The 23,597-nt window shown below is 74.2% G+C and carries 17 protein-coding genes and 1 riboswitch; of the genes, 9 read left to right on the forward strand and 8 right to left on the reverse strand.

Going from position 1 to position 23,597, the window contains the following annotated elements:
* Nucleotides 1–19: 19 nt before the first annotated feature.
* From ACFVFS_RS11060 to ACFVFS_RS11070, 3 genes are all read right to left on the reverse strand, one after another.
* Entirely contained in the window at nucleotides 20–1,942 is a 1,923-nt protein-coding gene (locus ACFVFS_RS11060) for a hypothetical protein (protein WP_380622541.1), read from the reverse strand.
* A gap of 133 nt (nucleotides 1,943–2,075) precedes the next feature.
* Nucleotides 2,076–2,942, reverse strand: a complete 867-nt coding sequence (locus tag ACFVFS_RS11065) for a TetR/AcrR family transcriptional regulator (protein ID WP_380622543.1) — start codon at nucleotides 2,940–2,942, stop codon at nucleotides 2,076–2,078.
* Between the two features lie 10 nt (nucleotides 2,943–2,952).
* Complete coding sequence (locus tag ACFVFS_RS11070) at nucleotides 2,953–3,498, reverse strand: NUDIX hydrolase (protein ID WP_380622545.1); 546 nt, start codon at nucleotides 3,496–3,498, stop codon at nucleotides 2,953–2,955.
* A gap of 61 nt (nucleotides 3,499–3,559) precedes the next feature.
* On the opposite strand from ACFVFS_RS11070, the gene ACFVFS_RS11075 reads away from it, so the two are divergent.
* Complete coding sequence (locus tag ACFVFS_RS11075) at nucleotides 3,560–4,780, forward strand: serine hydrolase domain-containing protein (protein ID WP_380622547.1); 1,221 nt, start codon at nucleotides 3,560–3,562, stop codon at nucleotides 4,778–4,780.
* A 47-nt stretch (nucleotides 4,781–4,827) separates the two neighbouring features.
* Here ACFVFS_RS11075 and ACFVFS_RS11080 read toward each other — a convergent pair whose 3' ends face one another.
* The 3 genes from ACFVFS_RS11080 to ACFVFS_RS11090 all read right to left on the reverse strand — a co-directional run bounded on the left by ACFVFS_RS11080 (nucleotide 4,828) and on the right by ACFVFS_RS11090 (nucleotide 8,088).
* On the reverse strand, nucleotides 4,828–5,151 hold the full coding sequence (locus ACFVFS_RS11080) for a nuclear transport factor 2 family protein (RefSeq protein ID WP_380622549.1): 324 nt from the start codon (nucleotides 5,149–5,151) through the stop codon (nucleotides 4,828–4,830).
* 226 nt (nucleotides 5,152–5,377) lie between these two features.
* Nucleotides 5,378–6,901 carry an aldehyde dehydrogenase family protein gene (locus tag ACFVFS_RS11085; protein ID WP_380622551.1) on the reverse strand — a complete coding sequence of 508 codons (1,524 nt, stop codon included), beginning with the start codon at nucleotides 6,899–6,901 and terminating at the stop codon, nucleotides 5,378–5,380.
* 236 nt (nucleotides 6,902–7,137) lie between these two features.
* On the reverse strand, nucleotides 7,138–8,088 hold the full coding sequence (locus ACFVFS_RS11090) for a terpene cyclase (RefSeq protein WP_380622553.1): 951 nt from the start codon (nucleotides 8,086–8,088) through the stop codon (nucleotides 7,138–7,140).
* 295 nt (nucleotides 8,089–8,383) lie between these two features.
* Between ACFVFS_RS11090 and ACFVFS_RS11095 the strand changes: the two genes are divergently transcribed.
* The 7 genes from ACFVFS_RS11095 (at nucleotide 8,384) to ACFVFS_RS11125 (ending at nucleotide 19,201) form a co-directional block, all read left to right on the forward strand.
* Nucleotides 8,384–11,437, forward strand: a complete 3,054-nt coding sequence (locus ACFVFS_RS11095) for an ATP-binding protein (RefSeq protein ID WP_380622555.1) — start codon at nucleotides 8,384–8,386, stop codon at nucleotides 11,435–11,437.
* A 218-nt stretch (nucleotides 11,438–11,655) separates the two neighbouring features.
* Nucleotides 11,656–12,741, forward strand: coding sequence for an aldose epimerase family protein (locus tag ACFVFS_RS11100; protein WP_380622556.1), 1,086 nt, complete (start codon nucleotides 11,656–11,658; stop codon nucleotides 12,739–12,741).
* 308 nt (nucleotides 12,742–13,049) lie between these two features.
* Complete coding sequence (locus tag ACFVFS_RS11105) at nucleotides 13,050–14,327, forward strand: extracellular solute-binding protein (protein WP_380622558.1); 1,278 nt, start codon at nucleotides 13,050–13,052, stop codon at nucleotides 14,325–14,327.
* Between the two features lie 111 nt (nucleotides 14,328–14,438).
* Nucleotides 14,439–15,440 carry a carbohydrate ABC transporter permease gene (locus ACFVFS_RS11110; protein ID WP_380622560.1) on the forward strand — a complete coding sequence of 334 codons (1,002 nt, stop codon included), beginning with the start codon at nucleotides 14,439–14,441 and terminating at the stop codon, nucleotides 15,438–15,440.
* Between the two features lie 36 nt (nucleotides 15,441–15,476).
* Nucleotides 15,477–16,388, forward strand: a complete 912-nt coding sequence (locus tag ACFVFS_RS11115; RefSeq protein WP_380622562.1) for a sugar ABC transporter permease — start codon at nucleotides 15,477–15,479, stop codon at nucleotides 16,386–16,388.
* A 61-nt stretch (nucleotides 16,389–16,449) separates the two neighbouring features.
* On the forward strand, nucleotides 16,450–18,156 hold the full coding sequence (locus ACFVFS_RS11120) for an alpha-amylase family glycosyl hydrolase (RefSeq protein ID WP_380622564.1): 1,707 nt from the start codon (nucleotides 16,450–16,452) through the stop codon (nucleotides 18,154–18,156).
* Nucleotides 18,157–18,181: 25 nt separating this feature from the next.
* Nucleotides 18,182–19,201 (forward strand): LacI family DNA-binding transcriptional regulator, encoded by a 1,020-nt coding sequence (locus ACFVFS_RS11125; protein WP_380622566.1) that lies wholly within the window; start codon nucleotides 18,182–18,184, stop codon nucleotides 19,199–19,201.
* A gap of 60 nt (nucleotides 19,202–19,261) precedes the next feature.
* Here the strand turns inward: ACFVFS_RS11125 and ACFVFS_RS11130 are convergent, their stop codons facing one another.
* Both ACFVFS_RS11130 and ACFVFS_RS11135 read right to left on the reverse strand, forming a co-directional pair.
* Complete coding sequence (locus ACFVFS_RS11130) at nucleotides 19,262–19,462, reverse strand: hypothetical protein (protein ID WP_380622568.1); 201 nt, start codon at nucleotides 19,460–19,462, stop codon at nucleotides 19,262–19,264.
* A 131-nt stretch (nucleotides 19,463–19,593) separates the two neighbouring features.
* Nucleotides 19,594–20,883 carry a transglycosylase family protein gene (locus ACFVFS_RS11135; protein ID WP_380622570.1) on the reverse strand — a complete coding sequence of 430 codons (1,290 nt, stop codon included), beginning with the start codon at nucleotides 20,881–20,883 and terminating at the stop codon, nucleotides 19,594–19,596.
* Nucleotides 20,870–21,068, reverse strand: a riboswitch (cyclic di-AMP (ydaO/yuaA leader). It overlaps the preceding gene by 14 nt.
* A gap of 347 nt (nucleotides 21,069–21,415) precedes the next feature.
* Here ACFVFS_RS11135 and ACFVFS_RS11140 point away from each other — a divergent pair.
* Nucleotides 21,416–23,533, forward strand: coding sequence for a hypothetical protein (locus ACFVFS_RS11140; RefSeq protein WP_380622572.1), 2,118 nt, complete (start codon nucleotides 21,416–21,418; stop codon nucleotides 23,531–23,533).
* Nucleotides 23,534–23,597: the final 64 nt, after the last annotated feature.

The raw sequence follows: 23,597 nt of genomic DNA on the forward strand, positions 1-23,597 counted from the left end.
CAGGCGGGGTACGGCGGGCTCAGCCGAAGGGGTCCTGCTCCGGCGCGGCGGCCGGCGGCGGGGCCGGGGCGGCGTCGGGCTGCGGGGCGAAGGGGTTGAAGTCCGGCGGCGGGACCATCACCGGGGTGCCCTTGGCGGGGCCCGGGCCGGTGGCCGGGGCGGCCGCGGGGACGGTCGGCGGGGTGCTGGGCGGCGGCGGTACGGCCGCCGGCCGGGGGGCCGCGACCGTGGTGCCGAACGGGTCGCCGGCCCGGTCCGCGGCGGTCACCGTGCCGAACGGGTCGGCGGCCGGGGCGGCCGCGGGCTGCGGGGCGGCGGGCAGCGGGGCGGCGGGCAGCGGTTCGGCGGCCGGGGCCCCCAGGATGCCGAAGGGGTCGAAGTCCGGCGGAGGGACCATCACCGGCGTGCCCTTGAGCGGCTCCGGCGTATCGGGGGCCTCCGGGGCGACCGGGTCGGCGGCCGGGGCGCCGAGGATGCCGAAGGGGTCGAAGTCCGGCGGGGGCACCATCACCGGCGTGCCCTTGGGCGGGGCGGGCGGCTGCGCGGCGTCGTCCGGGACCAGGATCGGCTGGGCCGGGGTCGGGTCGGCGACCGGGGCGAAGGGGTTGAAGTCGGCCGGCGGGATGCGGACCGGCGTGGCGTCCTCCGCCGGAGCCGGAGCCGGAGCCGGAGCCGGAGCGGGCGCAGGCGCCGGGGGCGAGGCGGGGGCGGGAACCGGGGGAGCGGGCGGCACGTCGATGGCGGGTGCCGGGGCGACCGGGGCGGCGGGCACGCCGTCCCAGCCGAACTGCACGCTCTTCAGCAGCTCGGCGAAGACGTCCGTGTACAGCTCCCAGTCCTGCGACTGGGCGGTGGTCAGCTGCACGCAGAGCACCGAGACGCCGTCCGGCAGCGGGACGAACGCCTCCACCACCGAGGTGACCGCCCAGCGGCGCCCCCCGTCGGAGGCCAGCGGGCCGGGCACCGGGACGCTGCGGGCCTCGACCAGGACGGCGGCCGGTCCGGCGGGCAGCAGCACCGTCCAGACCTCGGCGTGCCGCCGCACGGTGGCCAGTTCGGTGGCGAGCCCGGTGATCGGCAGCGGGTGGCGGGCCAGCGAGACGACCAGGGTCGCGTCGGTCGGCCGGCCGTCCAGGTGGAAGGCGCCGACACCGGCGTAGACGGCGCCGGCGGCGGTCACGGTGTCGGCCAGGGCGGCGGCGATCACCGCGAAGTCGCGGCGCTCGCCGGAACCGGCGCCGCTGAACAGCTCCTCGGCGGTCTCGGCCAGGTGCGCGGTCAGCGCGGCGGCGGCCGCGCCGGTGGCCGGGGCGACCCCCCGATCGGCCGGGATGCCGTCCACCGGGCCGGTGGGCACCGTCCGGGCGGAGGCGCCGGGCGGGCCGTCCGGCGAGGTGAGCGCGTGGAAGCCGGGCGGGACGACCAGGCGGACCTCGGCGCCCGCGCCGGTGGGCAGTTCGACCGGCTGCCGGGTCTGCCGGCCGCCGGCCAGGGCGGCCAGCGCCGCGGCGAAGGCGGGGCGGAGCTTGGGGTCGGCGGGCTCGCCGGTCACCGGCAGCTCGAAGGACCCGGCGGTGAGCGCCCCGGCGGAACCGGCCGCCGCGCCGCGGACCGGGCCGGCGGCGCCGTAGCGGGCCAGCAGCGCGCCGGTCGCCAGCGGGGCGAGCGCGGCGCCGGTGCCCGGGCGGGCGGTGCCGGCGGTGACCACCGTGCCGAGCCGGTCGACGGCGGTGTGCACCGGGCCGTTCGGCGCCAGCGGCAGGTGGAACAGGGCGCCGGCGGCCGGGTGCGCGGTGGCCCGCAGGGCGGTCAGCGCGGCGGCGGGGTGGCGCGAGGTCCGGGCGCCGAAGAGGGCGTCGGTGAGGCTGCCGAGGGTCGCGGAGACCCGCTCCGCGGCCGCGAAGGGGCTGGCCTCCGCGCTGAACTGGCCGTCCTGGGTCACCTGTTGAGCCCCCCGCTCCGTTCGCTGTGCGTTTCCGGTCCGTGGACCCGGGCCCGGGGGTGACCGGCGGGCCGTCAGATCCGTGCACATTCCTATCAGAGGCCGCCGACGCGCCAGAACCGGCCGTCCGGCGTCAGTCGGTGTCCGGGGCCGCGGGCCGGACGGAGGGGCCGGACGCCGGCGGGCCGGCGGGGTCCGCGGCGGGGCCGGCGGCCAGGGCGGTGAGGGCGTCGGCCAGGCCAGGGACGGCCAGCAGGCCCGCCAGGTCGTGCACCAGCCGTCCGGTCGGGCCGTCCGGGCGCTCGTCGGTGAAGAAGCCCGCCAGCTCGGCGGCCAGCGCGGGCTCCCGGGCGGCGGTCAGGGTGAGCGCCGCCACGAACTCCTGCACCAGGTGCAGCTGGAGGTCCGCCAGCGGCACCGAGCGGTCGGCCAGCCACTCCAGCGAGGTGATCTCGGCGTTGGCGATCCAGGCCCGGACGGTCAGCCGCAGCCCCGGGCTGGGCGAGGGCAGCGCCAGGTGGCCGAGGATCTGGTCGTGCGCGGCCTGCCGGACCTCGTCGATCACCGCCGAGGTGTTGGTGCTGGCCGTCACCGAACCGCCGCGCAGCAGCGCCGCGAAGCCGGGGCCGTGGCTCTGCACGAAGTCCAGGTAGCGGCCCATCACCCGGTACAGGCGCTCGGACAGCGGCCCCTCGGCCGGCTCCTCGAACCGGGCCGCCAGCTCCCGGCCGGCCCGGCGCAGCGACTCCTCGTAGATCGCCTGCTTGCCCGGGAAGTAGTGGTACACCAGCGGCCGGGAGGCGCCCGCGGCGGCGGCGATGTCGTCGATCGACACCTCCTCCGGCGGGCGGTGGCTGAACAGCTCCAGCGCCACGGCGATCAGCTGCTCGCGCCGCTCGTCCACGCTGAGCCGCCGGCGCGGTCGCCCGGCGGTCGCCGGGCGGTCGCCGCCCGCGGCTGCGGGGGCAAGAGAGGGGGCCGACGGCGTGCGGGATGCCATGCGCGCCACCCTATCCGTCCCGTCGGGCCGCCCGGTGCTCCAGGTAGCGGCGGTAGGCCTCCCGGCCGTCCGGGACGAAGGTGTCGCGCTCCAGCCGTTCGGCCAGCTCGGCCGGGGTGAGCCAGGCGTGCCAGGCCACCTCGGACTCCTGCGGGGCGACCGGGCCGTCCCACTCGGCCTCGTGGACGTCGGACCACCAGGCGAGGCGCTCGCTCCGGAACAGGAAGCGGAACAGCGGGCGCGGGACGATCCCGGTGACGCCCAGCTCCTCCTCGGCCTCCCGGACGGCGGCGCGCCCGTAGGTCTCGCCGGCGCCCACCACGCCGCCGACGAACATGTCGTGCGCGCCCGGGGCGAACAGCTTGGTGTCGGTGCGCCGGTGCACGAAGATCCGCCCGGCCGGGTCGCGGACCAGGACGAAGACGCACCGGTGGAGCAGCCCCCGCCGGTACACCTCCCCGCGCCGCTCGGTCCCGATCACCCGGTCGTGCTCGTCGACGACGTCCAGCAGTTCGTCGGAGGGATCGGCGGGACTGGTCTGCGCAGGCTCGGTCATGACCGACAGGTTAGGGTTTCCGGACGGATCATGAACGGACGGACGACGGGAACGGCGCGCGGTGGTGGAGATCTGGGGCGAGACGGCCGGGGGCTTCGAACCGGTGCGGGAGGCCTTCGCGCGCAACTTCCGCGAGTACGGGGAGCTCGGCGCGGCGTTCGCGCTGTACGTGCACGGCCGCAAGGTGGTCGACCTGTGGGGCGGCGACGCCCGGCCCGAGGTCGGCGGGCGGCCCGCGCCGGCGGTGCCCTGGACGGCGGACACCGCGCAGGTGCTGCGCTCGGTCACCAAGGGCGTGACCGCGGCCACCGCGCTGCTGCTCGCCGAGCGCGGGCAGCTCGACCTGGACGCCCCGGTGGTCGCGTACTGGCCGGAGTTCGGGGCGGCCGGCAAGGGCGGCGTGCCGGTCGGCTGGCTGCTGTCGCACCAGGCGGGGGTGCCCGCCCTGGACGTGCCGCTGCGGCTGGAGGACGTGCTCACCTGGGAGCGGGCGGTGGCCGCGGTGGCCGCCCAGGAGCCCGCCTGGGAGCCCGGCACGGCGCACGGCTACCACCCGTACACCTTCGGCTGGCTGGTCGGCGAGGTGGTGCGCCGGGTGAGCGGGCGGACCGTCGGCCAGTACTTCGCCGAGGAGATCGCCCGGCCGCTCGGCCTCGACCTGTGGATCGGCCTGCCGGCCGGCGCCGCGCCGAGGGTCGGCAGGCTGGTCGACCTCCCCGCGCCGCAGGCCGCCCGGACCGGGCCGAGCGGTCTGCGGCTGCGCGCCAAGGAGTCGGTCCGGGAGGCCTACCGGAACCCGGCCTCGCTGACCGCGCGGGCGTTCGCCTCGGTGCGGCCCGGGGTGGACCTGAACGACCCGGCGGTGCAGGCCGCCGAGATCCCCGGCGCGGGCGGCATCGGCACGGCGCGCTCGGTGGCCCGGTTCTACGCGTCGCTGATCGGCGCGGCCCACCGGCACGGCAGCGGCGGCGGGACGCTGCCGCCGCTGCTCGGGCCCGAGGTGCTGGCCCGGGCGGTCGGGCCGGTGGTCAGCGGCCCGGACCGGGTGCTGATCGTCAACTCGACCTTCGGGCTGGGCTTCTTCCGGCACAGCGCGACCGCGCCGATGGCCTCGCCGGCCAGCTTCGGCCACCCGGGGCGGGGCGGCTCGCTGGGCTTCGCCGATCCGGAACTCGGGATCGGATTCGGCTACGTCACCAACGGCATGCAGCCCGGGGTCACCGGGGACATCCGCTCCCGCACGCTGATCAGGGCGGTGCGGGAATGCCTCGGGGCGGCCTGAGCCGGCGGCCTGAGTCGGCGGCCCGCGGCGGGGCCCCGGGCCGGGGATCAGGCCTGGCCGGTCTCGAAGCGGCTGATCCGGCCGTCCTCGACGGTGAAGCGCCAGGCGGTGCGCATCTCGCCCCAGGTCTCGTTGCGGTAGTCGGCGACCAGCGCCCGGCCGCGGTCGGACTCGGAGCGGACCTCGATGTGGCCGCGGACGGTGAAGATCTCCCGGTCGATCCAGTCCTGGAGGTCGCGCTCGGAGCCGTCGTCGGCCATGGTCGCGTCCGGGGCGAGCAGGTCGACGAAGGCCTGCCGGTCACCGGCGTTGATCGCGGTGACGGCGGCGCGCACGGTCGGGTCGGAGAGTTTGGCGGGGGCGATGGTCATCCGGTCTCCCAGGAGTCGCGGCGGGTCGGGACTCCTGTTTTAGGGCGTCTGCCGGGACGCGCCGCGCATGTCGGCGGCGCGTCGGGGATTTCCGGGGATTCATGTGCTTGGATCCCGGCACGGGTGTTGTGTCCCCCAGGGATCCCCGGGCTGGCCACGGGGAGTGGCAGACGGGGTGGGAAGCCGGCCGGCCCGGCTTCCCACCCCGCGTTCCGGGGCCGCGCGGTCAGAACAGACCCAGGGCCTGCGGGGAGTAGCTGACCAGCAGGTTCTTGGTCTGCTGGTAGTGCTCCAGGACGGCCTTGTGGCCCTCCCGGCCGATGCCGGAGTTCTTGTACCCGCCGAACGCCGCGTGCGCCGGGTAGGCGTGGTAGCAGTTGGTCCAGACCCGGCCGGCCTGGATGGCGCGGCCCGCCCGGTAGGCGGTGGTGCCGTTGCGGGTCCAGACGCCGGCGCCGAGCCCGTACAGGGTGTCGTTGGCCAGCGCGACCGCGTCGTCGAAGTCCTCGAAGCGGGTCACCGCGAGGACGGGGCCGAAGATCTCCTCCTGGAAGATCCGCATCCCGTTGACGCCCTCGAACACCGTCGGCGTGACGTAGTAGCCGCCGGACAGCGCGCCGCCGAGGTCGGCCCGCTCGCCGCCCGTCAGCACCTTGGCGCCCTCCGCCTGGCCGATCTCGACGTAGGAGAGGATCTTGCGCAGCTGCTCGTCGCTCGCCTGCGCGCCGACCTGGGTCGCGGTGTCCAGCGGGTTGCCCTGGCGCAGCCCGCGCACCCGCTCCAGGCCGTCGGCGAGCAGCCGGTCGTAGACCGAGGACTCGATCAGCGCCCGGCTCGGGCAGGTGCAGACCTCGCCCTGGTTGAGCGCGAACATCGCGAAGCCCTCGACGGTCTTGTCGTAGAAGGCGTCCTGCTCGGCGGCGACGTCGGCGAAGAACAGGTTGGGGCTCTTGCCGCCGAGCTCCAGCGAGACCGGGATGAGGTTGCCGCTGGCGTACTGCGAGATCAGCCGGCCGGTGGTGGTCTCGCCGGTGAAGGCGACCTTCCGGATCCGGTCGCTGGAGGCGAGCGGGCGGCCGGCCTCCAGGCCGAAGCCGTTGACCACGTTGAGCACGCCCGGCGGCAGCAGGTCGGCGGTCAGCTCGGCCAGCAGCAGGACGGAGGCCGGGGTCTGCTCGGCGGGCTTCAGCACGACCGCGTTGCCGGCCGCCAGCGCCGGGGCGATCTTCCAGACGGCCATCAGGATCGGGAAGTTCCACGGGATGATCTGGCCGACCACGCCCAGCGGCTCGTGGAAGTGGTACGCCACGGTGTCCTCGTCCAGCTGGGACACGCCGCCCTCCTGGGCGCGCAGCGCGCCGGCGAAGTAGCGCAACTGGTCGACCGCCAGCGGCAGGTCGGCGCCCAGGGTCTCGCGGACCGGCTTGCCGTTCTCCCAGCTCTCGGCGACGGCGAGCCGCTCCAGGTTCTGCTCGATCCGGTCGGCGAGCCGCAGCAGCACCAGGGCGCGCTCGGCGGGCGGGGTGCGGCCCCAGGCGGGGGCGGCCGCGTGGGCGGCGTCCAGCGCGGCCTCGATGTCCTCGGCGGTGCCGCGGGCGACCTCGGTGAAGACCTCGCCGGTGACCGGGCTGGGGTTCTCGAAGTACTGGCCGAGGACCGGCGGCGTCCACCGGCCGCCGATCCAGTGCTCGTAGCGGGACTGGTAGCTGACGACGGATCCGGGCTGCCCGGGGGGCTGGAAGACCGGCATGCTCTGGTGCCTCCTCGCGCTGTCGGGGGCGCCGCTCCGGCGCGCGGGCCGGAGCGGCGCGCCGGGCCGCGCAGGGAGGCGGCCCGGCGGAGGGTACGGACACACACGCGCGTCGGGCGCACCCCGTGCCGGGGGCGTCCGCCGGGCAGCACCCTAGCCGGGGGACGGCCGGTTCGGCTACGGTCCGTGCGACGGCGGTTGACGCAGGGTGGTGTGATCCGGCCGCCGGGGCCGGGTCATCGGGCCTCCTGGTAGCGGCCGGTGCGGCGCTCCCAGCTCAGGTAGCCGGCCAGCCAGGTGACCAGGCCCTCGGCGTAGCGCTGGGCGACGATCCGCTCCACCCGGGCCAGGCCGAGCTCCCGGTGGACGTCGGGCAGCCCCTCGTGCAGTTCGCGGGCGCGCTCGACCATCAGCTGTGCCTCGGCCATCACCACGGCGCAGGCCTCCTCGGCGGAGCAGCCGCGCTCCCGGCGCACGATCATCACCAGGTTGTTGACGTCGCCGCGCGGCGCCTCCAGCGGGAATGAGCGCACGTCGTTGGTGAGCGAGGGGATGTCGGCGGCGAGCTGGCGCAGCTGGCGCAGCACCGGGTGGTGCAGCACGGCCGGCGGCACCTCGAAGCGGCCGAGCCGCTCGATCATGTCGAAGATGGTCTCCATCGCGGCGGTGCCGCGCCGGAGCACCTGGTAGCCGGCCCGGTCCGGCGGGCGCGGGCTGATGCGTCCGGCGGCCTCGGCGGGGTGCGAGGCGAGGTAGTACTCCCAGTTGTACGCGGCGCGCGCCTGCCAGCGCGCCGGCATGCCCTGGGCGCTGCGCTCCCAGAGGTCGGCGAAGGCGGTCTCCACGGGGGAGCCGCGGTCGGGCTGCGCGCCGTGCAGGACGGCGATCAGCCGGTCGCAGATCGGGGCGACCTCGGTGGGGCGGCGGCCGAGCGGGCCGTCGAACTGGTCGTCGAAGAGGAAGTAGAAGCCCATGAGGTCGGCCGCGAGCGCGAGTTCGTCGGGCCCGGAGTCGGGGTAGCCGAGGGCCGCGAGGTCGACCACGTCCCAGTGGGCGTAGGAAGGATGGGCCGGGTCGGGCAGCAGGGGGTGGCGGGTCAGCCAGGCGCGGTGCAGTTCGGCGGCGTACGGCCCGTGGCCGCTGCGACGGTACGGGAACGGAATCTGAAGTGAGGTGTCGTCAGACATCGGACTCCCGGAGCTGCGAAGAATTGGGGTCACTGATGGGTATTGATGTCGCGGGTGGGGGAGTTGGTTCGCCGGGGCCGGAAGGTGCTGCACGGTCATGGCATGATCAACTCGACTGGCGGGGCGTAGAGTATCTGATGCAATGATCTGACGTTAGGGATATAGGGCAATTGCCCTCGGCAAGCACTCCAAACCCTTCAACTCGCCCCTCGCCTGCGTGAATACACTCCACCAGGCCCCCTGCGGCGCTAACCTCGGCTCCACGAGCAGGGATCGGCGAGGCGGAGGCACGACGGTGACCGAGCGGGACAGGGATTTCCGGGCGGAGGCGAGGCCCGGCGCGCGGGAGACGGAAGGCGCCCTCAGCCGCATCAGACTGCGTGACCGCGACGCCGAACTCCGCTCCGCCGAGGCCGCGGTGGACAAGCTCTGCCGCGACTTCGCGGCCGGCGGCACCGAGATCGGCGAGCTGCTCACCTTCTCCGGCCGGCCCGGCATCGGCAAGACCAGCCTGCTGCACGAGGTCCGCCGGATCGCCAAGCTGCGCGAGGGCGCCACCGTCCTGTTCGCCCGCGGCGGCGAGCGCCAGTTCAACGAGCCGTACCACGTGCTGCGCCAGCTCCTCCAGCCGGTGCTCGGGGCCATGGAACCGGACGAGTTCAGCCAGGTGATGGGCACCTGGGAAGAGGTCGTCGGACCGGCGATGGGCCTCAAGCAGCCCAGGAAGGGCGCCCGCCGCCTGGACCCGCAGGGCGTCCGCGACGGCCTCGACTTCGTCCTCACCCAGCTCGCCCCGCGGCGCGCCCCGCTGGTGATGATCGTCGACGACCTGCACTGGGCCGACCTCGAATCGCTCGGCTGGCTGGCCCAGTTCGCCGTCCGGGCCCGTGAACTGCCGGTCCTGCTGGTCTTCGCCTACCGCGACGACAGCGCCGACTGGCAGCAGGAGACCCAGGAGCACCAGCGCGCGGTAGCCGGGCTCGCCACCCGCCGGCACGAGCTGAGCCGGCTGTCCCTGGTCGCGGTCACCGACATGATCCGCGCCGAACTCGGCGACAAGGCCGAGGACGCCTTCTGCTACGAGTTCTGGAACGTCGTCAACGGCAACCCCTTCGAGGTCGTCGCACTGCTCGACCAGGTCCGCGACCAGGAGCTCGAACCGGTCGAGGAGAACTCCCAGCAGCTGCGCGAACTCGCCGTCGACGCCACCGGGATGACCCTCAAGTCCTGGCTGGACCGGCTCGGCGCGGCCACCCTGCGCTTCGCCTGGGCCGCCGCGATGCTCGGCACCGACATCCGGCCGGACCTCGCCACCCGGATCTCCGCCCAGACCGCCGAGGGCGCCCGCGAGTCCGTCAAGGAACTGCGCAAGCAGCGCGTCCTCACCGCCACCCCGAACGGCAACCTCGAATTCGTCCACCCGCTGATCGCCAGCTCGATCTACAACACCATGCCCGAGGCCACCCGCACCGGCATGCACGGCGTGGCCGCCGCCGAGATCGAGAACGCCGGGCTCGGCCTGCTCGCCGCCTCCCGCCACCTGGTGGAGACCTTCGCGGGCGAGGGCGACGACCGCACCGTCCGCAAGCTGCGCCGGGCCGCCTCCGAACACCTGCTGATCGGCGCGCCCGAGGCCGCCCAGCGCTGCCTCCACCGCGCGCTGGCCGAGCCGCCGGACGACCAGGACCGCGCCGAGGTGCTGTACGAGCTGGGCTGCTCCGCCCTGCTCACCGACCCCGCCGCCACCGTCAACCAGCTGAGGCTCGCGCTCGACCCGGAGGAGGGACCGCTGCGCCCCTCGATGCGGATCGACGCCACCTTCCGGCTCTCCGAGGTGCTCGCGCACAGCGGCGAGCTGCGCCAGGCCGCGGTGGTCTGCCAGGAGGAGGCGGAGAAGACCACCGGTGACCCGGAGGGCCGGCTGCGACTGGAGGCCGCCTCGTTCATGTGGCACGCCTACCGCAAGTCCGAGGAGGACGGCCCGGCCCGCTCCGCCCGGCTCGGCGCGCTCTGCGAGAGCCTCACCGGACGGGAGGCGGCCGACCGGGCGGTGCTGGCGCTGCGGGCCTGGGACCTCACCCTGCGCGGCGAGCCCTCCGCCGAGGTGCTGCGGCACGCCGACGACGTGCTGGACAACGGCCGGCTGCCCAAGGGCCTCGGCTGGACCGACAACACCTGGGGCTTCGAGCTGCCCGCCACGCTCGGCCTCTCCTACACCTACAGCGACCGGATCGCCCAGGCCGAGCGGCTCTTCTCGGACGCCATCGTCCAGTTCGAGGTGGCGGGCTGGAGCGGGGCCCACCGGGGCTTCGCCTACTTCCTGATGGGCCTGGCCCGGTTCCGCCGCGGCCTGCTCGCCGAGGCCGAGGACTTCCTGCGCCGGGCGCTGCGGCTCTCCGAGCGGATCAGCGCCAGACTGCCGCTGGCCTGGGACGCGGTCGGCGTGCTGATCGACACCCTGATCGCCCGCGGCCGCAGCCAGGAGGCCTGGGAGCTCGCCATCGACTTCGGCTTCCACCCGCCGTACCACCCCACCGCGATGGTGCTGCCCGACGCCGCCTCGCTGTACGGGAAGCTGCTGCTCGCCGTCGGCCGGCCCGCCGGTGCGGCCGCCGCGCTCACCGAGGCCGGCGCCCAGCTGGACGTCCGGGGCTGGCACAACACGGTCTGGGCGCCGTGGGCCGGGCACCTGGCCATCGCGCTCGCCCAGGACGAGCCGGAGCGGGCCCGCGCCTACGCCCGGCGCTCGGTCGTCGACGCGGAGCGCTTCGGCACCGCCTCGGCGATCGGCACCGCGCTGCGGCTGCACGCCCAGATCGAGGACGGCCAGCAGGCGGTCGAGCTGCTGGAGCGGGCGGTGGCCCACCTCGGCCAGTCGCCGGCCGGCTACGAGCACGCCGTCGCCCTGGTCGACCTCGGTGCCGCGCTGCGCCGGGTCGGCCGGCTGGAGGACGCCCAGGAGTACCTGTACCAGGGCATCGAGCTGGCCCAGCACTGCGCGGCGGACGGGCTGGTCGACCGGGCCCGGCGCGAGCTGGCCAACTACGGCCTGCGGCCCAACCGGCTCGGCGACGCCCGGGAGACGCTCAGCCAGCCGGAGTGGGACATCGCCGAGCTGGCCGTGCGGGGCGTGCCGCCGCAGCGGATCGCCGATCACCTGGCGCTGCCGCTCAGCCTGGTCAACCGGAGGCTGGCGGCCGTCTACCGCAAGGCCGGCAGCGGTCCCGACGGCCTGGCCGCCGCGCTCGGCCTGCCGCCCGCGCAGCGGGACGGCTCGGACCCGCTCGACGGGCCGGGCGGACCGGGCGGACCGGACAGCCTCGGGGAAGGCTTCAGCCTCGGCCGCTGATTCCCCGGCCGCTGATTCCCCGGCCGCCGGCTCCTCGGCCACCGGCTCCCGGTCGCCGGCTCCGCAGCGCACCGAGCGCCGGACGGCGCGCGGGCACTCGATGAGCGCCCCCGCGCCGTCCCCGCTCACTAAGCTGACGCCGACCCGGGCCCGTACGGGACCCGGTACCCCGGCGAAGGGCGGGCGCTTTCCGGTGGCCCGCCAGTGAGGAGCAGGCCATGGCGACGCCCCCGGCGAACGGGCCGCAGACCACCAGCGTGCGGCGCGAGCCCTTCGAACCCTCGGGCGCGGGCGCCGCGATCGAACGGTGGACGCTGCGCGCCGGCCCGTACGAGGCGAGCGTGCTCACCCTCGGCGCCACCCTGCACACCCTGGTCGCCCCCGACCGTGACGGCCGCCCCGCCCAGGTGCTGCTCTCCACCGACCGGCTGGCCGACATCCTCGGCCCGGCCCGCCACTACGGCACCGTGGTCGGCCGCTACGCCAACCGGATCGACCGCGCCAGCATCACCGTCGACGGCGAGGAGCACCAGCTCGCCCCGACCGGCGGCGGGATCACCCTGCACGGCGGCCCGGACGGCTTCGCGCACCGGATGTGGGCGGCCGAGGAGGTGCCCGGCGGCGTCCGGCTGACGCTGCACAGCCCCGACGGCGACCAGGGCTTCCCGGGCGCGCTCGACGTCACCGTCGACTACACCCTGGACGCCGGCGGCGAGCTGGCGATCCGCTACCACGCGGTGACGAGCGCGCCGACCGTGGTCAACCTCACCAACCACGCCTACGTCAACCTGGCGGGCGAGGGCTCCGGGGACGTCCTCGGCCACCTGCTCACCCTGGACGCCGACGGCTACACCCCCGCCGACGAGCGGCAGATCCCGCACGGCCGGATCGAGCCGGTGGCCGGCACCCCGTTCGACTTCACCACCGCCCGCCCGATCGGCAAGTCGGTGCACGACGGCCACCCGCAGCTGGCCGGGCCCGGCGGCTACGACCACAACTGGGCGCTGCGGCCCCGTCCGGCGGACGGCGGCCCGGCCCCGGCGGCGCGGCTGGAGGACCCGGTCAGCGGGCGCACCCTGGAGGTGCTGACCACCGAGCCCGGCATCCAGGTCTACACGGCCAACAAGTTCCAGGGCGCGGTCACCGGCGCGAGCGGGGTGCCGTACGGGCCGTTCGCCGGGATCGCGCTGGAGACCCAGCACTTCCCGGACTCCCCGCACCACCCGGCCTTCCCGAGCACCGTGCTGCGCCCGGGGGAGGAGTTCCGCTCGACCACCGTGCTGCGCTTCGGAACCACCGGCTGACGGGGGCGCTGCAAGGGCCTTTCACCACGGAGGGTGGCCCCGGCGGTCGCGACCGACCGGGGCAAACCGGACAAAACGCAAGGAATTCCCGGGCCGTCAACTACTGAGCGGCAACGTGGAGGACACGCGGGTGTAACGATCGCTGTTTCTTGCAGAAACTTGCTGCAAGGGGTTTCCGTCGTTGTTGCCCCGCTGTTAACTTCCTTGCGGGCCCGGCGGCAGCAACGGTGCGGTCGGCGCGAGGCAAGGCAGCCATTATGCGCCTGTCTCCGAACATTTCGGGCACCCCCACCCTCCAAGGAGTTCAAATGCGGCGTGGCATCGCGGCCTCTGCCCTCGTTGTGGCCCTCGCGGTCTCGATGGCTGCCTGTGGCAGCAGCGGCTCCAGCTCGGACGGCAAGGCCGACGGGCCGGTCACCCTCACCTACTGGGACACCTCGAACGCCACCAACGAGGCGCCGAACTACCAGGAGCTCGTCAAGAAGTTCGAGGCCGCCAACCCGGGCGTCAAGGTCGACTTCGTCAACGTGCCGTTCGACCAGGCGCAGAACAAGCTCCAGACCGCGATGGGTGCCAAGGGCGCGCCGGACGTGTTCCGCTCCGAGGTCGGCTGGACCGCCGCCTTCGCCAAGGCCGGCTACCTGTCGCCGCTGGACGGCACCGCGGCCGCCGCCGACTCCGCCAAGTTCCAGCCCAGCCTGATCCAGCAGGCCACCTACGAGGGCAAGCTCTACGGCGTGCCGCTGGTGACCGACACCCTCGGCCTGCTCTACAACAAGGAGCTCTTCGCCAAGGCCGGCATCACCGCCGCCCCCACCACCTGGGACGAGCTGAAGACCGCCGCCGCCGCGGTCAAGGAGAAGGCCGGCGTCGACGGCTTCTGGCTGAAGGCCGCCGACGGCTACTACGCGATGCCGTTCCTGTTCGGCGAGGGCACCGACACGGTCGACGCCAAGGGCAAGAGGATCACCGTCGCCGGCCCGGAGGCCGTCAAGGCCGTCGAGACCTACAAGTCCCTGTTCACCGCGCCCGGCACCGCCAAGGCCGACGTCACCACCGACGCCTACGCGCACATGATGGACGCCTTCAACAGCGGCAAGGTCGCGGCGATCGTCCAGGGCCCCTGGGAGATCACCAACATCTACAAGGGCTCCGCCTTCGCCGACAAGGCCAACCTCGGCATCGCCCCCGTCCCGGGCGGCTCCGCGGGCAAGGGCGGCGCCCCGACCGGCGGCCACAACATCTCCGTCTACGCCGGTGCCGACAAGGCCCACAAGGCCGCCGCCGAGAAGTTCGCCGCCTTCATGACCTCGGCCGAGAGCCAGGCCTTCATCGCGCAGAAGAACTCCACCTTGCCGACCCGCGAGGACGCCTTCACCCCCGAGGTCAAGGCCGACCCCGGCATCGCCGGCTTCCAGGCCGTGCTGTCGAGCGCCAAGCCGCGCCCCGAACTGCCGGAGTACAGCTCGCTGTTCGCGTCGCTGGGCACCAACCTCGGCAAGATCGTCCAGGGCACCGCGACCCAGGACGGCCTGAACACCGTCGCCACCGACTACGCCAAGCTCCTCCCGGGCTTCGCCAAGTAGTCCTTCCCCCAGCCGTCCGGCCCGCCGTTCCCCCGGCGGGCCGGGCGGCCGGACCCGTAGCAGCAGCCGCCGAAGCGAGGCGGCGGACCTCCCCCGAGAAGGTGTCGAACCATGTCAGTCGCCGTGCAGGGCGCCACCGGCCAGGGCAGCCGGCAGCGCGATCCGCGTCCGGGCCTGATGGAGCGCTTCAAGCGCTCGTACGCCAAGCACTGGTACGCCTATGCGATGATCACCCCGGTCGTGCTCGTCCTCGGCGTCCTGGTGCTCTACCCGCTCGCCGAAGGCCTCTGGCTCACCCTCACCGACGCCAACAGCCTCAACGTCGCCCGGAAGATCGGCGCCAACGAGATCCCGGCGAGCTACCGGTTCGTCGGCTTCGACAACTACGCCGACATCCTCTGGGGCCCCGGCTCGTACGACCGCTTCTGGTCGCACTTCGTCTGGACCATCGCCTGGACCGCCCTCTGCGTCGGCCTGCACTACACCATCGGCCTGGGCCTCGCCCTGCTGCTCAACCAGAAGCTGCGCGGCCGCGCCGTCTACCGGATGCTGCTCATCCTGCCCTGGGCCGTGCCGACCTTCGTCACCGTCTTCTCCTGGCGGCTGATGCTCGCCGACGGCGGCGCCGTCAACGGCCTGCTCTCCGCCCTGCACCTGCCCGAGCCCGGCTGGCTGGACGACCCCACCGCGCAGAAGGCCGCCGCCGTCCTGGTCAACACCTGGGTCGGGGTGCCGTTCATGATGATCTCGCTGCTCGGCGGCCTGCAGTCGATCCCCGCCGAGCTGTACGAGGCCGCCGAGATGGACGGCGCCACCGCCTGGCAGCGCTTCCGCCACGTCACCCTGCCCGGCCTGCGCACCGTCTCCTCGACCGTCGTACTGCTCGGCGTCATCTGGACGTTCAACCAGTTCGCCGTCATCTTCCTGCTGTTCGGCAACGGCGCCCCCGACGCCCAGCTGCTGGTCACCTGGGCCTACCGGCTCGGCTTCGGCCAACAGCCCCGGGACTACGCGCAGTCCGCCGCCTACGGCGTCATCCTGCTCTCCATCCTGATCGTCTTCACCGCCTTCTACCGCCGCTGGCTCGCCCGCAACGAGCGGGCGAACGGCTGACCCGGCGAATCCAGCGACCACGAAGGAGGCACCCCGATGAGCACCACCACCGACCGACCCACCCCCCTCGCCGCCCGGCGCGCGGCCCCCGCCGCCCGGCCCGCCAAGGCCCGCCCGCGCGGCGCGAACAGCCCGCTCGCCAGGGCCCTGATGCACGGCGCGCTGATCCTGGCCAGCCTGATCGCGCTGTTCCCGGTGGCGTGGATCCTCTACGTCTCGTTCGGCCCGGACAAGACCGACTACCTGCACCCCGGCGCGATCCTCGACAAGATGACCCTCGCGAACTACCGCACGGTGCTGTTCGACACCGACTTCTTCCGGTGGTTCGGCAACGCCTTCCTGGTCTCCGGCGTCACCACCGTGTTCGGCGTGCTGATCGCCGCCTCCACCGGTTACGCCGTCTCCCGGATGCGCTTCCCCGGCCACCGGCCGCTGATGTGGTCGCTGCTGGTCACCCAGATGTTCCCGATCGCGGTGCTGATCGTTCCGATGTACACGATCCTCTCCGAGCTCGACCTGCTGGACAGCTACGCCGGCCTGATCCTGGTCTACTCGACCACCACCGTGCCGTACTGCGCCTGGCTGATGAAGGGCTACTTCGACACCATCCCGGTGGAGATCGACGAGGCCGGCCGGGTCGACGGGCTCACCCCGTTCGGCACCTTCTGGCGGCTGGTGCTGCCGCTCGCCCGCCCGGGCCTGGCGGTCGCCGCGTTCTACTCCTTCCTCACCGCCTGGGCCGAGGTCGCCTTCGCCTCCACCTTCATGCTCAGCTCCGACAAGTACACCCTCGCCGTCGGGCTCCAGACCTTCGTCAGCGAGCACGACGCCCAGTGGAACCTGATGGCCGCGACCGCCGTGCTGATCGCGATCCCCTCCTCGGTCCTCTTCTACCTGGTGCAGCGCCACCTGGTGACCGGCCTGACCGCCGGCGCCTCGAAGTCCTGACCGGCGCCCCCGCCGGCGTCCCGACCGCTCCGCCCGCCCCACTCCCCAAGGGATACCGTCCATGACCCAGAACCTGGCCGACACCTCCCGGCCCGCCGCCGACGCCACCGCTCACGAGGCCGGTGCCGGCGCGGACAGCGGCTGGTGGCGGGACGCGGTCATCTACCAGGTGTACCCGCGCAGCTTCGCCGACTCCAACGGCGACGGCATGGGCGACCTGCCCGGCGTCCGCAGCCGCCTGCCCTACCTGCGCGACCTCGGCGTGGACGCCGTCTGGCTCTCGCCCTTCTACGCCTCCCCGCAGGCCGACGCCGGCTACGACGTCGCCGACTACCGCGCCGTCGACCCGATGTTCGGCAGCCTGCTGGACGCCGACGCGCTGATCCGCGACGCGCACCGGCTGGGCCTGCGGATCATCGTCGACCTCGTCCCCAACCACTCCTCCGACCAGCACGAGTGGTTCAAGCGCGCCCTGCGCGAGGGCCCCGGCTCCCCGCTGCGCGACCGTTACCACTTCCGCCCCGGCAAGGGCCAGGACGGCGAACTGCCGCCCAACGACTGGGAGTCCATCTTCGGCGGCCCGGCCTGGACCCGCACCGCGAACCCGGACGGCACCCCCGGCGACTGGTACCTGCACCTGTTCGCCCCCGAGCAGCCCGACTTCAACTGGGAGAACCCGGCGGTCGCCGACGAGTTCCGCTCCATCCTGCGGTTCTGGTTGGACATGGGCGTCGACGGCTTCCGTATAGACGTCGCCCACGGCCTGGTCAAGGCCCCCGGCCTGCCCGACCTCGGCGGCGCCGACCAGCTCAAGCTGCTCGGCAACGACGTCATGCCCTTCTTCGACCAGGACGGCGTGCACGCGATCTACCGCAGCTGGCGCACGATCCTCGACGAGTACCCGGGCGAGCGGATCGGCGTCGCCGAGGCCTGGACCCCGACCGTCCAGCGCACCGCCAACTACGTGCGGCCCGACGAACTGCACCAGGCCTTCAACTTCCAGTACCTCGGCACCTCCTGGGACGCCGCCGAGCTGCGCGCCGTGATCGACCTCTCGCTCGACTCGATGCGCCCGGTCGACGCCCCCACCACCTGGGTGCTCTCCAACCACGACGTCACCCGGCACGCCACCCGGTTCGCCAACCCGCCCGGCCTCGGCACCCAGATCCGCACCCCCGGCGACCGCGGGCTCGGCCTGCGCCGCGCCCGCGCCGCCACCCTGCTGATGCTCGCCCTGCCCGGCTCCGCCTACGTCTACCAGGGCGAGGAGCTCGGCCTGCCGGACGTCACCGACCTGCCCGACGAGGTCCGCCAGGACCCGTCGTTCTTCCGCCAGGCCGGCCAGGACGGCTACCGAGACGGCTGCCGCGTCCCGATCCCGTGGTCCGGCACCGAGGCCCCGTACGGCTTCGGCCCGACCGCCGGCGGACCGTCCTGGCTGCCGCAGCCCGCCGAGTGGGCCGCGCTCAGCGTCGAGGCGCAGACCGGCGACCCGACCTCCACCCTGGAGCTGTACCGCTCGGCGCTGGCGCTGCGCAAGTCGCGGCCCGAACTCGGTGCCGGCACGGACGTCGAGTGGCTGGAGAGCCCCGAGGGCACCCTGGCGTTCCGCCGCGGCTCCTTCGTCTGCACCGTCAACACCACCGGCGCCCCGGTCCGGATACCGGCCCCCGGCCGCCCGCTGCTCACCTCCGCCGGCGCCGACCCGGTGGTGGCGGACGGCGAGGCGGTGCTCGCCGCCGACAGCACCGACTGGTGGGCGGTCTGACGTGGTTGCAATAGGCTCTGGGACCGTGACTACGGCGCGACTCTCAGACATCGCGGCGCAGGCGGGGGTCAGCGAAGCCACCGTCTCCCGCGTGCTCAACGGCAAGGCCAACGTCTCGGCCACCACCCGGCAGACCGTGCTGGCGGCCCTGGACGTGCTCGGCTACGAGCGGCCGACCCGGCTGCGCCGGCGCAGCGCCGGGCTTATCGGGCTGATCACCCCGGAGCTGAGCAACCCGATCTTCCCGGCGCTGGCCCAGGTGATCGAACAGGTGCTGAGCCGGCACGGCTACACGCCGGTGCTCTGCACCCAGACCCCCGGCGGCTCCACCGAGGACGAACTGGTGGAGATGCTGGTCGACCGGGGCGTGGCGGGCATCGTGTTCGTCTCCGGCCTGCACGCCGACTCCACCGCCGACCACGACCGGTACGCCCGGCTGGCCGGGCGCGGGGTGCCGTTCGTGCTGATCAACGGTTACAGCGAGCGGATCGACGCGCCGTTCATCTCGCCGGACGACCGGGCGGCGATGTGGATGGCCGTCCAGCACCTCGCGGAACTCGGCCACGAGCGGATAGGCCTGGCCGTCGGTCAGCAGCGGTACGTGCCGGTGCTGCGCAAGATCGAGGGCTTCACCGCGGCCCTGCGGGAGGTGTCCGGGCGCACCCGGGAGGAGGCCGAGGCGCTGGTCCACCACACGCTGTTCAGCGTGGAGGGCGGGCACGCGGCGGCCGGGGCGCTGCTCGACAAGGGCTGCACGGCGATCGTCTGCGGCAGCGACATGATGGCGCTCGGCGCGATCCGGGCGGTCCGGCAGCGGGGCCTGTCGGTGCCGCAGGACGTCTCGGTGGTCGGCTTCGACGACTCGCCGCTGATGGCTTTCACCGAGCCGCCGCTGACCACCGTCCGCCAGCCGGTGGAGGCGATGGCCACCGCGGCGGTCGACGCGCTGCTGGAGGAGGTCGGCGGGAACGCCGTGCAGCGCGGGGAGTTCATGTTCCAGCCGGAGCTGGTGATGCGGGGTTCGACCGGCGCCCGCGCGCGCTGAGCGGAACGCCGGAGCGGCCCGGGAGCGGTGTGGTCCCGGGCCGCTCCGGCGTTTCCGCGCTCAGCCCTCCTGGGCGGTCGGGCGGTCCTGGGAGACCCGGTGGCCGTCGGCGGCGTCGCCGGTGCGGCTCTCGGTGCGTCGGCCCCGCTCCAGGTAGTCGCGGAGGATCAGTTCGACGGCGTCCTGCGGGCTCTTGGTGCCGGACAGCATCATCACGTCGATCGCGAGGTTGGCGTCGAGCGAGACGGTGACCTGGGCCATGGTGACTCCTTCTCGGGTGCAGGGCAGCAGCATGCCCGCTGCGGTCCCGGTTTGGCCATGGCCCTCCGGGCACGCCGCAGCCCCCGGGGAGGAGCGACCGGACTCTCCCCGGGGGCTGCGGTGTGACGGGATCAGACCCGGCCGGCGAAGTCCGGGGCCCAGTTGGCGATCGTCTGGAGGCGCACGCCCGAGCTCGGGTTGGCGGCCTCGACGTACTTGCCGTCGCCGATGTAGAGGGCGACGTGGTAGACGCCGGAGTCCTTGCCGTTGTTGGACCAGAACAGCAGGTCGCCCGCCTTGAGGGCGTCCAGCGAGACGTGGGTGGACGCGGCGGCCTGGTCGGCGGCGACGCGCGGGACGGAGACGCCCGCGGCGCGCAGCGCGGCCTGGGTCAGGCCGGAGCAGTCCCAGCCGCCGTTGCCGGTGCCGCCGTAGACGTAGGCCTGGCCGACCTTCGACTGGGCGAAGGCGACGGCGGCGGCCATGCTGCCGGTGGCGGTCGGGGCCGGGGTCTCGGCCTGCGCGGCGGGCTTGCTCGCCGGCTTGGCGGCCGGGGCCTGGGACTGGGCCGGGGCGGCCGGGGCCTGGGTCCCGCCCTGCGCGCCGCCCTGGGCGCGGTTGAACCAGTCGAAGCCCTGGCGCTCACCGAGGGTCAGGTGCTGGCCCGGGTAGATGGTGTGCGGGCCGTCGGTCAGGGTGGCGCGGTTGAGCTCGTACAGGCGCTGCCAGCCGCCCTGGACCTGGTGCTCGTCGGCGATGCTGGACAGCCAGTCGCCGGCGGCCACGGTGTAGTCCTGGGTGGCCTGCTGGCCGGCCTGCTGGCGCCACTGCCCGCCGTCCTGGCGCTGCTGCGGGGCGGCGGCGGTGCCGGAGGCGGCCGGGGCGGGGGTCTGCGGCTCGGTGGCGGGCTTGGCGGCCGGGGCCGGGGTCTGCGGCTTGGCGGCGGGCTTGGCGGCCGGGGTCTGGGCCGGGGCCGGGGTCTGCGCGGCCGGCTTGGCGGCGGAGGTGTCCACCGCGGCCGGGGTGCCGCCCTTGGTCAGACCGGCCTGGACCGAGCAGACCGGCCAGGCGCCGGGGCCCTGGACGGCCAGGACCTTCTCGGCGGTCGCGATCTGCTGGTCCTTGGTGGCGAGGTCGGCACGCGCGGCGTACGCGGTGCCGCCGAACGCGGACCAGGTGGAGTTGGTGAACTGGAGCCCGCCGTAGAAGCCGTTGCCGGTGTTGATGCTCCAGTTGCCGCCGCTCTCGCACTGGGCGACCTTGTCCCAGGTGGCGACGGAGGCGGCGGAGGCGGTGCCGGTGGTCAGGCAGGGGATGGTGAGACCGATGCCCGCGACGCCGAGGGTGGCGATCGCGCGACGGGTACGGCCGGACAGTCGGGTGCCGTTGGTGGGCAGCATGAAGACGCGGTCCTCTCCCACGCCTGCGAGGTGAGCTGTCGGATTCGGGCTGGAGTTGCCCGGCCGCGCTGTGGACGCGGCTTCACCCCTAGCCCGGGGCCGGTCCGTGGACCGGTCCTGGGCGAACTACCTGTGGTTCCCCCGCTCCTGCCGTGGTGCATTGCGCTGCCAGCGCGCCCGACGGCAGGACTCGGCGTCGCGGACGTGCTGGGTTCGTGTGGCCACGAACGGGGAGCACGTTAAGCAGAGGCGCGTTCAAACCGCAAACATGTGTGACGCTCGTCACGGTTTGCGAAATGCGTGCTGAGTGGCTGTCCTTCATGATCAGAAATGACCGATTTCCCGCAACGCCGGTCGCCGTCAATGCAACTGCCTATGCTTCAGAGCGTCGGCAGGACGCCGGCGAGCCGCAGCCGTCTGGGGAGAGGGCTACGCACCGATGGGCATCGACGAGGAGCCGGACGCCTCCCGTCCGGCCGCCCGGCCGACCGGAGCACATCGCCGGGCAAAGCACCGCAGAGTGGACATCCCACCCGAACCGTCCCGAACTCACTTGACCCGCCGGGCACTCCTGCGCTGGCTGGCCGTCGGCACCGCCTTCGCGGCGATCAGCGGCGAGGAGATCCTGCGCCGCTCGCTGACCGGCGAGACCCGGCTGATCACCCCGGCCGCCGTGATCGGGACGACCCCGACCGAGGCCGTCGGCCCGATGGGGCCCGACGGCGGCCACGGCGGCGCCCCGCCGGAGGGCACCGGCGCCCCGGGCGGCGCCCCCGAGCAGCCCGCCCCCGCGCCCACCGTCGACCAGGGCGGCCGCCGCTGGTCCGACCGGGCCGGCTGGGGCGGCAGCCCGCCGGGGCCGCGCAGCGCCGTGCGGATCACCGACCGGGTCCTGCTCGACACCGACGCCGAGATCGGCTCCCTGCTGGTCGAGCCGGGCGGTGCGCTGACCTTCGCCGCCGACCGCACCCTCACCCTCGCCGCCGCCGGCAACGTCGAGATCCGCGGCGCCCTCGCGCTCGCCCCCGACGGCGGCCACGTCCACACCCTGCGCTTCCCGGGCGTCGACGAGAAGCGCTTCCAGGGCGACGGCATGAAGGTGGTCGACACCGACGTCGGCCTCTGGGTCACCGGCGCCGGCCACCTGCGGCTGGACGGCGCGGCCAAGACCGCCTGGGTCCGTGCCGAGCGCGAGCTCAAGGCCGGCGACACCGTCGTCAACCTGGCCGCCCCGCCCGCCGGCTGGCTGCCCGGCGACGAACTCGCCGTCACCCCGACCGGCCCGCCGGACCAGGAGGGCTTCGCCGCCCGCTACGACCTCGTCACCATCCGGTCCGTCAGCGGAGCCGCCGTCACCCTGGAGGCCCCGCTGCGCCACGCCCACCCCCGGGTCGCCGCCGGAGGGGGCGTCACCGTCGGCGCCGAGGTGCTCAACCTGACCCGCAGCGTCCGGGTCGAGGGCAGCGCCAAGGGCCGCACCCACGTCCACCTCACCAGCTCCCGGCGCGCCGACGTCCGGCACACCGCGCTGCGCTGGGTCGGCCCGCGCGCCGACACCAAGGAGACCTGGAAGGGCCCGGACGGCGCCGCCCCGGTCACCGAGCCGGTGCTCGGCCGCTACGGGCTGCACTTCCACCGGCTCGGCGACGCCGCCCGCGGCACCGTCGTCGAGGGGGTCGTGGTCCGTGACGCCGGCAGCCACGCGTACGTTCCCCACGCCAGCCACGGCATCACCTTCCGCAGCTGCATCAGCCACGAGACGTGGGAGGACGCCTACTGGTGGGACGGGCCGCTGGACACCCGCACCCCCCAGCAGCCCTCCGACGACATCGTCTACGAGTCCTGCGTCGCCTCCCGCACCCTGCTCGAACCCAATCCCCGCGCCTACCGGCTGACCGGCTTCAACCTCGGCGCCGGCACCGGCGGCAAGGCGCTGGACTGCGTGGCGGTCGGCGTGCAGGGCGCCAACGGCGCCTCCGGCTTCGAGTGGCCGGAGAACAGCGAGGGCGTCTGGACCTTCCAGCGCTGCCTGGCCCACAACAACCTGCAGGACGGCATCTTCGTCTGGCTCAACGCCAAGCACCACCACGTGGTCACCGAGTTCGCCGCCTACCACAACGGCGGCTGGGGCATCGAGCACGGCGCCTACCTCAACGACTTCGACTACACCGCGAGCGTGCTCTACGGCAACGCGGGCGGGGGCGTGGCGCTGCACTCGCTCGGCCGGGACAAGGGGACCGTCTTCGACGGACTGCTGATCGACGCGGCCGGGCGCAGCGACTTCGCGGTCTCCACCGCCCGGCACGAACTCGCGGGGGAGTCGGTGACCTTCGGCCGCTGCCGCTTCACCGGCTACCGCCGGGCCGGGATCGCGTTCCGCGCCGGGGCCGACGGCGAACCGGACGACGTGCTGGTGCTGGACTGCGAGTTCGGCGGAAACGAGCTCTGGCTGGACCCGGAGGCGGGTCCGCCCAAGAACATCCTGCTGCGCCGGGCCGGGTCCACCGAGGTGCTCCAGGTGCGCCGGGCGGGCGAGGAGGGCACCGCCCAGCCGCAGTGGAACGCCGCCGCGGCTTCGGTGCCCACCCTGGCCGGCCAGTCGCGGCCGGTGCAGGTGCCCGCGCTGAAGCTGAAGGACGCCGCGGCGGCCACCACCCGGGTGGGGCGGTAGACGGCGCGAGAAGGGCCCGAAACGGTGCGTCCGTTCCGGGCCCTCCCTACCGAGGTACTGAGGT

The organism is Kitasatospora sp. NPDC057692 (assembly GCF_042799475.1).
Classification (GTDB): Bacteria; Actinomycetota; Actinomycetes; order Streptomycetales; family Streptomycetaceae; genus Kitasatospora.

Coding starts and splice junctions, on each gene's coding strand:
- ACFVFS_RS11065 (WP_380622543.1), bottom strand. CDS start 2,942: ATGGCATCCCGCACGCCGTCGGCCCCCTCTCTTGCCCCCGCAGCCGCG.
- ACFVFS_RS11080 (WP_380622549.1), bottom strand. CDS start 5,151: ATGACCATCGCCCCCGCCAAACTCTCCGACCCGACCGTGCGCGCCGCC.
- ACFVFS_RS11070 (WP_380622545.1), bottom strand. CDS start 3,498: ATGACCGAGCCTGCGCAGACCAGTCCCGCCGATCCCTCCGACGAACTG.
- ACFVFS_RS11115 (WP_380622562.1), top strand. CDS start 15,477: ATGAGCACCACCACCGACCGACCCACCCCCCTCGCCGCCCGGCGCGCG.
- ACFVFS_RS11085 (WP_380622551.1), bottom strand. CDS start 6,901: ATGCCGGTCTTCCAGCCCCCCGGGCAGCCCGGATCCGTCGTCAGCTAC.
- ACFVFS_RS11110 (WP_380622560.1), top strand. CDS start 14,439: ATGTCAGTCGCCGTGCAGGGCGCCACCGGCCAGGGCAGCCGGCAGCGC.
- ACFVFS_RS11130 (WP_380622568.1), bottom strand. CDS start 19,462: ATGGCCCAGGTCACCGTCTCGCTCGACGCCAACCTCGCGATCGACGTG.
- ACFVFS_RS11100 (WP_380622556.1), top strand. CDS start 11,656: ATGGCGACGCCCCCGGCGAACGGGCCGCAGACCACCAGCGTGCGGCGC.
- ACFVFS_RS11120 (WP_380622564.1), top strand. CDS start 16,450: ATGACCCAGAACCTGGCCGACACCTCCCGGCCCGCCGCCGACGCCACC.
- ACFVFS_RS11090 (WP_380622553.1), bottom strand. CDS start 8,088: ATGTCTGACGACACCTCACTTCAGATTCCGTTCCCGTACCGTCGCAGC.
- ACFVFS_RS11105 (WP_380622558.1), top strand. CDS start 13,050: ATGCGGCGTGGCATCGCGGCCTCTGCCCTCGTTGTGGCCCTCGCGGTC.